Below are 13,056 nucleotides of genomic sequence, written 5' to 3' on the forward strand. Positions count from 1 at the left end.
GATAACGCGCCATGAAAATCACCATCTTCGGCACCGGTTACGTGGGTCTGGTGACCGGCACCTGCTTGGCCGATGTCGGTCACGATGTACTGTGCGTGGACGTCGATACCGACAAGATCGCCCGGCTCGAGCGCGGCGAACTGCCGATCTACGAACCCGGTCTCGAGGCAATGGTGCGCCATACCGTGGCTGAGGGCCGGTTGCGCTTCACCACCGATGCCGCCGCCGCGGTGGCGTTCGGTACCCTGCAGTTCATCGCCGTGGGGACGCCCCCCGACGAGGATGGCAGCGCCGACCTGCAGTATGTTCTCGCGGTGGCGCGCAGCATCGGCGAACACATGACGGACTACAAGGTCGTCGTCGACAAGTCCACCGTGCCGGTGGGCACCGCCGACAAGGTCCACGCCGAGATCACCGCCACCCTCGCCGCGCGGGGGCTGCAAACGGCTTTCGATGTCTGCTCCAACCCTGAATTCCTCAAGGAAGGGGCGGCGATCGAGGACTTCGCCCGGGGTGCTAGGATCGTCGTGGGCACCGAATCGCCGCGCGTCAGGACGCTGATGCGCGAGTGTTACGCACCCTACAATCGCAACCATGAAAAGTTGATCTTCATGGACGTGCGCAGCGCCGAGCTGACCAAGTACGCGGCCAACGCCATGCTCGCCACCAAGATCAGCTTTATGAACGAAATCGCCAACCTGGCCGAGCGGCTAGGCGCCGATATCGAGCAGGTGCGCCATGGCATTGGCAGCGACCCGCGTATCGGCTACCACTTCATCTACCCCGGCTGCGGTTACGGTGGTTCGTGCTTTCCCAAGGATGTTCAGGCGCTGGCGCGCACCGCCAGCGAGATCGGCTATCGCTCGGAACTGCTCGAAGCCGTCGAAGCGGTCAACAATCGCCAGAAGACCACCCTGTTCACCAAGCTCAGCCAGGCCTTCGATGGAAGTCTGGCAGGCAAGACGGTGGCGGTATGGGGGCTGGCCTTCAAGCCCAACACCGATGACATGCGCGAGGCGCCCAGCCGTACGTTGATGGAAGCGCTGTGGGCGGCCGGCGCGCGAGTGCGGGCCTTCGATCCCGAGGCGATGGCCGAGTGCCGCCGGCTCTACGGCGAGCGCGACGACCTGGTGCTGGTCGACGGTCGCGAGCAGGCGGTTTCCGGCGCCGATGCGCTGGTGATCTGCACTGAATGGAAGGCCTTTCGCAGTATTGATTTCGCCTGGCTCAAGGCTCAGTTGGCCACGCCGGTGGTGGTCGATGGCCGCAACCTCTACGATCCCGAGGCGGTCAAGGCGGCGGGGCTGTTGTACTTTGCCGTCGGTCGTGGCGAGTCCTTGATGCGGCCTCGTTGAGCGCTGCCAGCTCGCCAGCGAGAACGCCCGCTCATGATGGCGGGCGTTCGCATTGACGCGGGGCTTCCTGGTGGCCACCGATGTGGCCGTCAGGTCACGCTCAACTCATGAGCAACGGCGTGAGCGCCCATCCGCCTCCCAGCAGTAGCACGAACAGGCACAGCGCCAGCAGGAAGGGCCTGACGCCCAGGGCCTTGAGCTTTTCCAGGCGCGTCTCGAAGCCCAGTGCCGCCATGGCCATGGCCAGCGAGACCTGGCCCACCGTCACCAGCCCGGCATGCAGCACGGCGGGCAGGGCGACCAAGCTATTGAACACGACCATGACCAAAAAGCCGAACGCGAACCAGGGAATCACCAGCGCGGGGCGCGCCGTGCTGTCATCGTTATCTTGGGTGTCGCGGCGCAGCCACCATTGGCCGACGATCAGCAGGAAGGGCACCAGCAGCATCACCCGCACCAACTTGACGATCACTGCGTTGGCCAGTGCCTGGGGTCCCACGGCGTCGCCGGCGGCGACCACCTGGGCGACTTCGTGGATGGTGGCGCCGATATAGATTCCGTAGAGTCCTTCGTCCATGCCGGTTAGCGGGTAGAGCAGCGGATAGAGCAGCATCGCCAGGCTACCGAAAAGCACCACGGTGGCCACCGCCATCGCCGTTGCGGCGGGCTTCGAGCGAATCGTCGTTTCCGTCGCCAGTACCGCCGCGGCACCGCAGATGGCGCTGCCGGCGCTGGTCAGCAATGCCGTTTCGGCATCCAGCTTGAGCACTCGCGTGCCCAGCCAGTAGCCGATGACCAGTACCGTGGTGATGACCAGCGTGTCCAGCACGATCACCTTGGGGCCGAGCCCGAGGATCTGCTGCAGGGTCAGCGAGAGGCCGAACAGCACAATGCCGCCGCGCAACAACCAGCGCGTGGCGAACTGTAGCCCCGGGCGCGCCTGCGGTACGCGACCGATAAACGGCAGGTTGCCCACCACCAGGCCGAGCAGCAGCGAGAATACCAGCGGGCTGACGCCGCTTTCGACGATCCCGGGGAGCTGGGTCAGCGCAAATCCCCCCAGGGTCAAGCCGGCACACAACACGATGCCCTGCCACATGAGACGCCTCCATCGAAGCTGAAAGGTTCGAATTGTCTCGATAGACTAATCGGCGATGGCGTTATGTGTTATTGGGTAATAACGATATGACTATTAAGTGAAACCGATATGCCGACGCACGTGACCTTTCGCCAGCTTCAAGTATTCGTCGGCGTTGCGCGGGGTGGCTCGGTGAGCGCGGCTGCCAGGCAGCTCAGCTTGTCACAATCGGCGGCGAGCCAGGCGTTGGGCGATCTAGAGCGCCAACTGGGCGTGGTTCTGTTCGAGCGGCTGGGTCGTCGCCTCGAGCTCAACGATGCCGGTAGCCGTCTGCTGGCGCATGCCGAGAAGCTGCTGCAGGGCATGACCGAACTGGTCGATGCCGCCCGGGAGCCCGAGGGAGCGCTACGCGGTACGCTGCACGTGACGGCGAGCGCGACGATTGGTACCTATCTGCTGCCGATGCTGGCCGGACGCTTCAGCGAGCGCCATCCAGGGGTCGATCTGCAGCTGCGCCTGCGCAACACGCAGGAGGTGATGAGCGACATCCTGCGCTTCGATGCCGATCTGGGGCTGATCGAGGGGCAGTGCACGGAATCGCGCCTGGTCAGCGAGGTCTGGCGTCACGACGAGATGGCGATCATCGCCTCGCCCCAGCATCCGTTGGCCGGGCGGGGACAGCTGGATAACGATGCATTGCAGTCGGCTCAATGGATCCTGCGCGAGCCGGGCTCGGGTAGCCGGGCGATCTTCGAGGCGGCGATTCATCCCCACGTCGAACGCATTCAGGTGCGCATGGAACTGGACCAGCACGAGGCGATCAAGCAGGCCGTACGTGCCGGATTCGGGCTGGCCTGCCTGTCACGATTGAGTGTCGCCGGCGAACTCGCACGCGGCGAACTGGTGGCGTTGGAAACCCCGCTGAGCCTGTCCCGGGCCTTTTCGCTGGTCTGGCATCCCGAGCGCTACCGCAGCCCGCTGTGGCAGGCCTTCAAGGTCTTCCTGCAGGAATCCGAATAAGCTTTGCTGCCAGCTTCGCTGAAGATAAGGCGGGCCCGGCCCCGTTATTGCCACGCGTCGCTGTCTTCTTCTCACTCCACTCTTTCCCCACCGTTTACCCCCGACCGTTTCCGCTTACCCACGGTTTCTCGGCGCGTCGCTGTCTCGCGTGACGCTGTCCAGATGAGGGTGAATGCGTTCGCTTGCTTGACTATCATATATACTATGTCATATACATGAGTTGCCGGGTCACTGAGAGCCCGTCGATCAGAACAACGAAGGAGAGGAGCATGAGCATCGATTTCGTGGTCCATGACGCCGACGACGCGGTCGGCGTGGTGGTAGTGGAAGGAGTCCAGGCGGGTCAGACGCTGACCGGGTGGGTTATGGACCAGGACAAGACGTTGCAGTTTGAGGTTAAGGATGCGATTCCGATCGGCCACAAGCTGGCGATCCGCGACCTCGCCGAGGGCGACGCGGTCATCAAGTACAGCGTCGACATCGGCCGAGTGGTCCAGCCGATCCATCAGGGCGAGCATGTCCACGTCCATAACGTCAAAACCAAGAGGTGGTAAGCATGGAACTCAAGGGAAGCACTTTCCTAGGCTACCGGCGCGACAATGGCCGGGTCGGCATCCGCAATCACGTGATCGTGCTGCCGGTGGATGACATCTCCAACGCCGCGGCGGAAGCGGTGGCCAACAACATCAAGGGCACGCTGGCGCTGCCGCATCCCTACGGGCGGCTGCAGTTCGGCGCCGATTTGGACCTGCACTTTCGTACCTTAATCGGCACCGGCTCCAACCCCAACGTCGCCGCGGTGATCGTGATCGGTATCGAGCCTGGCTGGACCGGCAAGGTTGTCGATGGCATCCGCGCCACCGGCAAGCCGGTAGAGGGCTTCTGGATCGAGCAGAATGGCGACCACAACACTATCGCCGCCGCCTCGCGCAAGGCCCGTGAATTCGTCCAGTACGCCACCGAACTGCAGCGCGAGCCGTGCGACATCGGCGAGCTGTGGGTGTCGACCAAGTGCGGCGAATCCGATACCACTTCCGGCTGTGGTGCCAACCCCACCGTCGGCGAAGCCTTCGACAAGCTCTACGACGAGGGTTGCACCCTGGTGTTCGGCGAAACCTCCGAGCTCACCGGCGGTGAACATCTGGTCGCGGCACGCTGCGCCAACGACAGCGTGCGCGAGCAGTTTCAGGCGATGTTCGACCGCTACAGCGCGATGATCGACCGCCACAAGACCAGCGACCTTTCCGAGTCGCAGCCCACCAAGGGCAACATCGAGGGCGGACTGACCACCATCGAGGAAAAGGCGCTGGGCAACATCCAGAAAATTGGCAAGCGCTGCCAAGTGGATGGCGTGCTCGACAAGGCCGAGACGCCCACGGGGCCGGGCCTGTGGTTCATGGATTCCTCGTCGGCGGCCGCCGAAATGGTCACGTTATGCGCGGCTTCGGGCTTTGTGGCGCACTTTTTCCCAACCGGACAGGGCAACGTGATCGGCAACCCGATCCTGCCGGTGATCAAGCTCTGCGCCAATCCGCGCACGGTGCGCACGATGAGCGAGCATATCGACGTCGATGTTTCGGGAGTGCTGCGCCGGGAGATCAACATGCCGCAGGCAGGGGACCAACTGCTCGAGATGTTGCTGCGCACCGCCAACGGCCGGCATACCAATGCCGAGGCGCTGGGTCATCGGGAGTTCGTGCTGACACGGCTCTACGAGAGCGCCTGAGGATAGGGAAGACGGTGTTTCGTCGAAGGCGCGGCCAGACGGTGCCTCAGGCGAAAGCGGGCCGGGGTGGTGCCGTGGAGTCGCGCAGCACCACCCGCGCCTCGAGTACCTGGCGGTGCGGCGTCGCTTGACCCTGGATGCGTGTCACCAGGGCGTCGGCAACCAGGCGGCCGACTTCGTCGGCCGGTGTGGCGACGGTAGTCAACGCTGGTTGCATGAAGCGTGCCTGTGTCAGGTCGTCGAAGCCGGTCACCGAGAGTTGTTCGGGAATCGCGATGCCGGCCCGCTGGGCGGCGAACATGACCCCGAACGCCAGCACATCGTTGCCGCAGAGAATGGCAGTGGGACGCGGCGCGAGGCGCATCAGCTTGGCGAACGCCGCGGCCCCTTCCTCGATGCCGTATTCGACGGTGACCACATGGTCGTCGGGCAGGGTGTGTCCGGCCGCCTCGATAGCCTGGCGAAAGCCCTGCAGGCGCGCTCGGGCACGGTCGTTGCCCTCGACGGGGGCCGTGACGACGCCGATATTGCAATGACCGAGCGCGACAAGGTGTTCGGCCAGCCCGCGTGCCGGCGCCGCGTTGTCGAAGCCGATACTCGGCCAGTCGGGGTCTTCCTCGCTGTGCCAGCAGGTCAGGTAAGGCAGCTCGTATTGCTGGAAAAGGCGCAGCGTGGCGGGCAGGTGATCGTGGCCGATCAGCACCGCACCGTCGATGCCCTGCTGAATCAGGGTGCGCAGCGACTCGACTTCCTCGGCGAGGCTGTAACGATAAGTGGCGATCAGCAATCGGCAGTCGTATTGCTTGAGTCGCCGCTCGAGGCTGTCGATCATCGCGCTGAACACGGGGTTGTCCAGCGTCGGCACCAGGGCGCCAATCGCCCCGATCCGTCGGGAGGCCAGCGCCCTGGCCGTTCCATCGGGCACGTAACCAAGACGGTCGACCGCCGTTTCGACCTTCAGGCGCAGTCGCTCGCTGACATGGGGCGCGCGGTTGAGCACACGAGAAACCGACGCCGTGGAGACGCCGGCCTCGCGGGCGACATCCTCGAGCAATATGCGTTTAACGTCCTTGTTCATGAATCGACTCGTGATTGTTTCGGTCAGCGTATCACTGGTTGACGAGCTGCCCCAGGGTCTAATACCAAGGTCGTACTGACAGTGTGACAAGGGTTGACTAGCTTTAGATCAGCTTGATTGTAAGCGCTTACAATTTTGCCGGCAACGCTGAGCTGACAAGGACAGCGCGATAACAAGGACAACAACGACAGGAGGAGGCCATGCAAACCACTGACAAAAGACGCCGCTGGGGGTGGGGACTGATCGCTCTGTCCGCGCTTCTGATGGCGATCTTTATCGCCCGGTTGGCGCTGGAAAGCTGGAACATGCCGCTTTTCACGCTATCACCCGCGGCGGAGGCGACGTTGCTCGTCGCCACGGTCGCCTGCTTCATCACGGCCTGTATTCGACTCGAATAACCGGCTCGAGATTAGCGCCCCGGTCAGGGCGCCTTGTCGAGACCACGACACAACAAGACAGGAGTTCCAGCATGCTACGCCACGCTAACAAGCCCAACAGTCATGCCTTAGAGAACCGCGAACCGGAGCGTCCCGAGCGCCGCCACTTCCTGAATATGGTGGGGCGCTATGGCTTCACGACGGCGCTGATCGGCGCCCTGGGGGGCACCCTGTTCTCCGAATCGGCGATGGCCGCCGTTTCCCAAGAAGAAGATGAGCGCGAGAAGGCCGCGGACACTGTCCTGGTCATGGCCACCGGGTATCGCCTTGGCGCTTCAAGGGCCTATCCAATCATGCAGCTCAACTTCAAGGAGAACCTGCAGAACTTCAGCCGCGGCAAGCTCTATGTGCGCTTGCAGCCCGGCGGTCAGCTGGGGGCCGGCGGCGCCCTGATCACCAAGGTGCAGAACGGCACCATCGCCATGGCTCAGCATTCGATCTCGAACCTCTCGGCGTTTGCGCCCGAGGTCGACCTGATCAACATCCCCTACTGGTGCGGCGAGAATCAGCATCTGGTCAATCTGGTGACTTCCAGCGCCTGGAAGGATGTGGTGCACGGCAAGGTCGAGGACCGCGGGTTCAAGGTGTTGAGCTATATCTGCATCGATCCGCGCACCGTCGCCGTGCGCAAGGGCCTGCTCGATCACCCGGTCCGCACCCCCGACGACATCCGCGGCATCAAGTTCCGCGTGCCCTCGTCGCAGATCCTGCAGAAGGTCTATCGCCTGGCCGGCGCCAACCCCACCCCGGTGGCCTGGGGCGAGACCTCTTCGGCGATGAAGCAGGGCGTCGCGGATGCCCTCGATCCCAGCGTCGAAGCGCTCTACGTGTTCGGCTTCACCGATGTGCTGGCATCCATCTCGACGATCAAGTCGGTGCCCGACGCCCAGGTCTATACCTGCAACAAGCGCTGGTTCGACGCACAGCCGGCCGATGTTCGCGAGGCGATCATGCAGGCCTCGGATGTGACGTTCCGAGAAAACCTGGCCAAGGTGCCGGCGGCTCGAGCCTATGCCTACTACGAGATGCGCCATGCCGGCATCGATATCTATGCGCCCAGCGACGCTGAAATCGGCCAGTGGAAGGAGAAGTGTGGCCACCAGTTGGAGACCTGGAACGACCTGAAGACCGAGCTGGCCGGTTCGCTGGACAAGTTCAATGAGCTGCTGGCCGCAACGGAGGTGTCGAATGGCTATTACGTCGACAGCAATGCTTGAGGTCAAAAAGGGGCCACCGCGCTGGCACGAGCGGCTCGCTGCCTTCGACCATGGCGTGGAGCGCTGGGTCCTGTTGACCTTCTACGCGCTGATCATCGCCACGGTGGCGGTCGAGGTGCTGCGCCGTTTCCTGCTCGACTACTCCTCGGTGTGGGGTGAAGAGCTGTCACGGTACGCCTTCATCTACCTGGCCTGGATCGCTGCGGGGGCGGCGGTGCGCGACCGCGCCCACATCCGTATCGACGTGCTGGTGAACCTGGGCGGGCCGCGGATCCAGCGGCTGGCCTGGTGGCTGGCGGATATTGCCACCCTAGTGCTGGCCGTGTGGGCCCTGTGGCTATCGCTACTGCCAGTCTGGACGTCGATCCAGTTCGGCTCGGTGACGCCAGGACTACGTGTCTCGCAGGCGATCTTCCTGGCCGCGATCCCGCTGGGCTTCCTGGTCGTGGCGGGACGTGTCGTGCAATCGATGGTGGCGGATATCCTTCGGATGCGCCGCGGCCTGCCACCGTTCGACGGCAACCGGCTGTTCGACTGACAAGCCGTTCGACTGAGGAGGTGAACCATGGAATTCCTCGCTGCACAGCAGGCCGTGTCGTCGCTCGACTGGACCTTCTTTGTGCCTTGCTCGCTGCTCATCGTGATGATTGCTCTCGGGGTGCCGGTGTGGGTGTCGATCGGGCTGGGCGCCCTGGGCATGCTGACACTCACCGATACGCTGCCGCAGTCGGTGTTCGGTGAGGCGCTTTTCGACGGAATCAACGCCTTTGCGCTGATCGCGGTGCCGCTGTTCATCCTCACCGGCGACGCCCTGGTACGCTCGGGGCTCTCCGACAAGCTGCTCGACGTGGCCGAGGCCACGGTCGGCGGGCTGCGCACCGGGCTGGGCAACTCGACCACGCTGGGCTGCGGCTTCTTCGCCTGCATCTCGGGGTCCGATGCTGCCGGGGCGGCGGCGGTGGGGCGGATGACCATCCACCGGCTGGTCGATCGCGGCTACCCGTTGCCGGCCGCCTGTGCGCTGGTCGCTTCGGGTGCCTGTACCGGCATCCTGATCCCGCCCTCGATCGCCTACATCGTCATGGGCCTGGTGCTGGGCATGTCGGCCTCCACGCTGTTTCTGGCGGCGGCGATCCCCGGCGTCATGGTGATGTTCTCGGTGATGTTCACCAACATGCTGCTCAACCGGCGTTACGGCTACGAGGCGGACAAGGCCCGCTTTTCATGGCGGCACTGGCTGATCACCGTGTGGGGAGCGCGCTGGGCGCTGTTCGTGCCGGTGGTGATCCTCGGCGGCATCTACTCGGGGATCTTCACGCCCACCGAGGCGGCGGCCGTCGCGGTGGTGGTGGTGGTGATCATCGGCCTGATGCAGAAGCGCCTGGTGCTTGGCGACATTCCGCGCATGCTGGAATCCTCGGCCCGGGTCTGCGGGGTGATCGTGCCGATCATCGCGGTCTCGCTGCCGTTGGCCCAGACGCTGGCCAGCCTCGATATTCCCCAGACCATGGTCGGCGCGGTGAGCGACTTCACCGACTCGTCGACCCTGATCATTCTGCTGATGATCGGCATCCTGGTGCTGGCGGGCTGCGTGATGGAGACCACTCCCAATATCGTGATCCTTTCACCGCTGCTGCTGCCCCTGGCGCACCAGGCGGGCATGAACGACTTCCACTTCGCCATCCTGATGGTGACGACGCTGGGGCTGGGTTTCATCACGCCGCCCCTGGGGCTGAACCTGTTCGTCGTGTCCGGCTTGACCCGCTGTTCGGTACTGGCGGTGGCCCGGCACGCCGTGCCGTTCGTCATCGGGATGTTGGTGGTCGTCTTGCTGGTGGCCTTCGTCCCCTGGCTGTCGACCTGGGCGCTCTAGGCCGGTGAGCGCCTGGAGCCGGTTTTATCAGGCAATAATGTAAGCGCTTACATAAAGAGAAAGGCGCAACCATCGACAACGTCAACAAGCGCATCGCGCGACCCACAACAGATAGCGACAAGCATCAAAGGAGCAATGGCATGACTATCGATTACTACAAGAAAGCGGAGAAGAACGCCTCGACCGGTTACGACCAGACCCAGGAAACCGTGGCGCGGATGCTGGCCGAGATCGAGGCCGAGGGCGAGGCGAAGGCCAAGGAATACTGTCGCAAGCTCGACGGCTGGGAAGGCGACGTGGTGGTCAGTCGCGAGCAGATCGACGCGGCGAAGGCCAAGGTGCCGGAGCAGCTCAAGGCCGACATCCAGTTCGCCTACGAGCGGGTGTCGCGCTTCGCCGCGGCGCAGCGCGACAGTATCCAGGAGTTCGAGACCGAGCTGTCGCCGGGACTATTCGCCGGCCAGAAGCTGATCCCCATGGAAACCGCGGGTTGCTACGTGCCGGGCGGACGCTATGCGCACATCGCCTCGGCGATCATGAGCGTGGCGACGGCCCGCACCGCCGGGGTCAAGAACGTGATCGCCTGCTCGGTGCCGCGTGACGAGAACGGCATTCATCCGGCGATTCTCTATGCCATGGATCTGGCGGGCGCCGACACCATCCTGCAGATGGGCGGGGTGCAGGGCATCGCCTCGATGGCCTTCGGGCTGTTCACCGGCAAGCCCGCCGACATCCTGGTGGGGCCGGGCAACCGCTTCGTCGCCGAGGCCAAGCGGCAGTTGTTCGGCCGTTGCGGCATCGACATGTTCGCCGGGCCCACCGAGATCGGCATCATCGCCGACGATTCGGCGGACCCGCATATCGTCGCCACCGACCTGGTCGGCCAGGCCGAACACGGTCCGGACTCGCCGGCCTGGCTATTCACTACCTCGCGGGCTTTGGCCGATGCGGTCAGCGCGCGAATTCCCGCGTTGATTGCGGACTTGCCGGAGACCCAGTCCAAGGCCGCCGACGCTGCCTGGCGCGACTACGGCGAGATCGTGATCTGCTCCAGCCGCGACGAGGTGGTCGAGATCAGCGATCGTTACGCGTCCGAGCATCTGGAACTTCAGGTCGAGGATCTCGACTGGTGGGTCGAGCGCCTGAGCAGCTACGGCTCGCTGTTCGTCGGTGAGGAAACCACGGTGGCCTTCGGCGACAAGTGCTCGGGCACCAACCACATCCTGCCGACCAAGGGCGCGGCCCGCTATACCGGCGGCCTGTGTGCCGAGAAGTTTCTCAAGGTCGTGACCTACCAACGCCAGTCACGCGAGGCGACCCGCGCCGTCGCCGCGGCGACGGCGCGGCTGTCGCGCTGCGAGGGTATGGAAGGGCATGCGCGCAGCGGTGATGTACGGCTGGCCAAGTACTACCCGGACGAGACCTTCGATCTGACGATCACCGAGGAGGTCTAGATGAAGCCGTGCTTTGACCTTGGGGGCCAGGTTGCACTGGTCACCGGTGGCAGCAGCGGGCTGGGGCGCAGCATGGCGCTGGCCCTGGCCGCCTCGGGTGCGGCGGTAGTGGTCGCGGCGCGGCGTCGCGCCGCACTCGACGACACGGTCGCGCAGATCGAGCGACAAGGCGGCCGCGCGGCCGTCCTGGTCGCCGACCTGGCCGATGCCACATCGCTGGAGACGGTGGCTCGTCAGGCCGCCGAACCGTTCGGTGCGGTGACGGTTCTGATCAACGCCGCCGGCGTCAACCTGCGCCAGCCGGTCGACGACGTCGACCTGGCCAGCTGGAATCTGACCCTGCAACTGCATCTGGGCACGCCGTTCTTTCTCGCCCGAGCGCTGGTCCCTGGCATGCGTGAGCGCGGCTACGGCCGGATCATCAATCTGGCCTCGCTGCAGTCGCAGCGGGCCTTTCCCGACAGCGTTCCTTACGGGGCCGGGAAGGGTGGCATCGTGCAGTTGACCCGGGCCATGGCCGAGGCCTGGTCGCGCGACGGCATCAACGCCAATGCCATCGCGCCGGGCTTCTTTCCCACCGAGCTGACCGCCTCCCTGTTCGACGATCCGCTCAAGGCGCAGCAACTGGCAGCCCGCACGGCGATCGGCCGCAACGGCACCGCCGAGGATATCGCCGGTCCCACGGTCTTTCTGGCTTCACCGGCCTCGGCCTACATCACCGGACAGACGCTGTTCGTCGATGGCGGTTTCACCGCGCGTTAGGCAGGCAAGGCCTACTTACCGCTTACTGGAGACATTCATGATGCAAGCGCTTTTCTATACCGGTCCCGAGCAGATGGAACTTCGCGATACCGAGTTGCCATCGCTCAACGTCGGCGAATCGCGAGTTCGAGTGCTGGCGACGGGGATCTGCGGCTCGGACCTGCATGCCTATCACGGTCACGATCCGCGCCGGGTGCCGCCGATGATTCTCGGGCATGAGGCAGCCGGTGAGGTCATCGAAGGTCCGCTGGCCGGCAAGCGGGTGACCATGAACCCACTGGTGGTCTGCGGTCATTGCGACTACTGCCTGGAGGGACGCCAGAACCTGTGCAGCAATCGCACCATGCTCGGCATGAACCGGCCCGGCACCTTCGCCGAGAGCGTGGTGGTCCCCGATCAATGCCTGATCGAGTTGCCCGACGGCCTGTCTTCGGTAGCCGCGGCATTGACCGAGCCGGCGGCGACCGCGCTGCACGCCATCAACCGGCTGGAGCGCAGCCTGACGCGACCGCTCGCGGAGGCCAGCACACTGGTTATCGGTGCCGGTGCCGTCGGCCTGTTGACGGGGTTGATGCTGAGACAGCGCGGCGTGCGCCACTTGACGCTTGCCGATACCAATCCGTTACGGCGCGAGACCGCCGAGAAGGCGGGGCTGACGGTGATCGATCCGCGCGAAACGCCGCTCGATGCCGACAGCATCGAGGCCGTGTTCGATTGCGTTGGGGCATCGGCAACCCGTGCGATGGCCGTCCAGGCGACGCGCCCTGGCGGATCGCTGATGCATCTGGGGCTCCAGGACAACGAGGGTCGGTTCGACATGCGCAGCGTCACCCTCAAGGAACTCATCGTGCTGGGCGCCTACACCTACACGCCGAATGATCTCCGTGCCACGGTCGACCTGCTGGCGTCAGGGGCGCTGGGCCCACTCGACTGGGTCGAGACGCGGGCACTGGACGCCGGCGCGGGCGCCTTCGCCGATCTGGTCGCCGGGCAGACCGCGGCGGCGAAGATCGTTCTTACACCCTGAGGGGCGGCGGCTGTCTTTTACGTCAGCCG

Annotated in this window: 13 protein-coding genes; 11 read left to right on the forward strand and 2 right to left on the reverse strand. The window is 64.6% G+C overall.

Annotated elements, in window-relative coordinates:
• The first annotated feature begins 11 nt into the window (after window positions 1–11).
• On the forward strand, window positions 12–1,355 hold the full coding sequence (locus tag R6258_RS00680) for a UDP-glucose/GDP-mannose dehydrogenase family protein (RefSeq protein ID WP_318446240.1): 1,344 nt from the start codon (window positions 12–14) through the stop codon (window positions 1,353–1,355).
• Between the two features lie 100 nt (window positions 1,356–1,455).
• Here the strand turns inward: R6258_RS00680 and R6258_RS00685 are convergent, their stop codons facing one another.
• A complete protein-coding gene (locus R6258_RS00685) occupies window positions 1,456–2,454 on the reverse strand; it encodes a YeiH family protein (RefSeq protein WP_318446241.1) in 999 nt (332 codons plus the stop codon).
• 108 nt (window positions 2,455–2,562) lie between these two features.
• Here R6258_RS00685 and R6258_RS00690 point away from each other — a divergent pair, with 108 nt between their 5' ends.
• The 3 genes from R6258_RS00690 to suyB all read left to right on the forward strand — a co-directional run bounded on the left by R6258_RS00690 (window position 2,563) and on the right by suyB (window position 5,179).
• Window positions 2,563–3,453, forward strand: coding sequence for a LysR substrate-binding domain-containing protein (locus R6258_RS00690; RefSeq protein WP_318446243.1), 891 nt, complete (start codon window positions 2,563–2,565; stop codon window positions 3,451–3,453).
• A gap of 269 nt (window positions 3,454–3,722) precedes the next feature.
• Window positions 3,723–4,007, forward strand: a complete 285-nt coding sequence (locus R6258_RS00695) for a UxaA family hydrolase (protein WP_318446245.1) — start codon at window positions 3,723–3,725, stop codon at window positions 4,005–4,007.
• Between the two features lie 2 nt (window positions 4,008–4,009).
• Entirely contained in the window at window positions 4,010–5,179 is a 1,170-nt protein-coding gene (gene suyB, locus R6258_RS00700) for a (2R)-sulfolactate sulfo-lyase subunit beta (protein ID WP_318446246.1), read from the forward strand.
• A 46-nt stretch (window positions 5,180–5,225) separates the two neighbouring features.
• Here the strand turns inward: suyB and R6258_RS00705 are convergent, their stop codons facing one another.
• Window positions 5,226–6,257 carry a LacI family DNA-binding transcriptional regulator gene (locus tag R6258_RS00705; RefSeq protein WP_318446248.1) on the reverse strand — a complete coding sequence of 344 codons (1,032 nt, stop codon included), beginning with the start codon at window positions 6,255–6,257 and terminating at the stop codon, window positions 5,226–5,228.
• A gap of 200 nt (window positions 6,258–6,457) precedes the next feature.
• Here R6258_RS00705 and R6258_RS00710 point away from each other — a divergent pair, with 200 nt between their 5' ends.
• The 7 genes from R6258_RS00710 (at window position 6,458) to R6258_RS00740 (ending at window position 13,027) form a co-directional block, all read left to right on the forward strand.
• Window positions 6,458–6,655: a hypothetical protein gene (locus R6258_RS00710; protein ID WP_318446250.1), complete on the forward strand. Its 198-nt coding sequence runs from the start codon at window positions 6,458–6,460 to the stop codon at window positions 6,653–6,655.
• Window positions 6,656–6,726: 71 nt separating this feature from the next.
• Complete coding sequence (locus tag R6258_RS00715) at window positions 6,727–7,911, forward strand: TRAP transporter substrate-binding protein (protein ID WP_318446252.1); 1,185 nt, start codon at window positions 6,727–6,729, stop codon at window positions 7,909–7,911.
• Window positions 7,904–8,449: a TRAP transporter small permease gene (locus tag R6258_RS00720; protein WP_318446254.1), complete on the forward strand. Its 546-nt coding sequence runs from the start codon at window positions 7,904–7,906 to the stop codon at window positions 8,447–8,449. Before R6258_RS00715 ends, R6258_RS00720 begins: the two co-directional genes overlap by 8 nt.
• A 27-nt stretch (window positions 8,450–8,476) precedes the next feature.
• Complete coding sequence (locus R6258_RS00725; RefSeq protein ID WP_318446256.1) at window positions 8,477–9,784, forward strand: TRAP transporter large permease; 1,308 nt, start codon at window positions 8,477–8,479, stop codon at window positions 9,782–9,784.
• A 140-nt stretch (window positions 9,785–9,924) separates the two neighbouring features.
• Window positions 9,925–11,238 (forward strand): histidinol dehydrogenase, encoded by a 1,314-nt coding sequence (gene hisD / locus R6258_RS00730; protein ID WP_318446257.1) that lies wholly within the window; start codon window positions 9,925–9,927, stop codon window positions 11,236–11,238.
• Window positions 11,239–12,000, forward strand: a complete 762-nt coding sequence (locus tag R6258_RS00735; protein WP_318446259.1) for an SDR family NAD(P)-dependent oxidoreductase — start codon at window positions 11,239–11,241, stop codon at window positions 11,998–12,000.
• Between the two features lie 37 nt (window positions 12,001–12,037).
• Window positions 12,038–13,027 (forward strand): alcohol dehydrogenase catalytic domain-containing protein, encoded by a 990-nt coding sequence (locus R6258_RS00740; RefSeq protein ID WP_318446261.1) that lies wholly within the window; start codon window positions 12,038–12,040, stop codon window positions 13,025–13,027.
• The last annotated feature ends 29 nt before the right edge of the window (window positions 13,028–13,056 follow it).

The organism is Halomonas sp. HP20-15, assembly GCF_033446685.1.
In the GTDB taxonomy this organism is placed as follows: domain Bacteria; phylum Pseudomonadota; class Gammaproteobacteria; order Pseudomonadales; family Halomonadaceae; genus Modicisalibacter.

What these genes read in the sequence shown, in the direction of transcription:
- R6258_RS00680 (WP_318446240.1), top strand. Translation starts at nt 12, where the DNA reads ATGAAAATCACCATCTTCGGCACCGGTTACGTGGGTCTGGTGACCGGC.
- R6258_RS00685 (WP_318446241.1), bottom strand. Translation starts at nt 2,454, where the DNA reads ATGTGGCAGGGCATCGTGTTGTGTGCCGGCTTGACCCTGGGGGGATTT.
- R6258_RS00690 (WP_318446243.1), top strand. Translation starts at nt 2,563, where the DNA reads ATGCCGACGCACGTGACCTTTCGCCAGCTTCAAGTATTCGTCGGCGTT.
- R6258_RS00695 (WP_318446245.1), top strand. Translation starts at nt 3,723, where the DNA reads ATGAGCATCGATTTCGTGGTCCATGACGCCGACGACGCGGTCGGCGTG.
- suyB (WP_318446246.1), top strand. Translation starts at nt 4,010, where the DNA reads ATGGAACTCAAGGGAAGCACTTTCCTAGGCTACCGGCGCGACAATGGC.
- R6258_RS00705 (WP_318446248.1), bottom strand. Translation starts at nt 6,257, where the DNA reads ATGAACAAGGACGTTAAACGCATATTGCTCGAGGATGTCGCCCGCGAG.
- R6258_RS00710 (WP_318446250.1), top strand. Translation starts at nt 6,458, where the DNA reads ATGCAAACCACTGACAAAAGACGCCGCTGGGGGTGGGGACTGATCGCT.
- R6258_RS00715 (WP_318446252.1), top strand. Translation starts at nt 6,727, where the DNA reads ATGCTACGCCACGCTAACAAGCCCAACAGTCATGCCTTAGAGAACCGC.
- R6258_RS00720 (WP_318446254.1), top strand. Translation starts at nt 7,904, where the DNA reads ATGCTTGAGGTCAAAAAGGGGCCACCGCGCTGGCACGAGCGGCTCGCT.
- R6258_RS00725 (WP_318446256.1), top strand. Translation starts at nt 8,477, where the DNA reads ATGGAATTCCTCGCTGCACAGCAGGCCGTGTCGTCGCTCGACTGGACC.
- hisD (WP_318446257.1), top strand. Translation starts at nt 9,925, where the DNA reads ATGACTATCGATTACTACAAGAAAGCGGAGAAGAACGCCTCGACCGGT.
- R6258_RS00735 (WP_318446259.1), top strand. Translation starts at nt 11,239, where the DNA reads ATGAAGCCGTGCTTTGACCTTGGGGGCCAGGTTGCACTGGTCACCGGT.
- R6258_RS00740 (WP_318446261.1), top strand. Translation starts at nt 12,038, where the DNA reads ATGATGCAAGCGCTTTTCTATACCGGTCCCGAGCAGATGGAACTTCGC.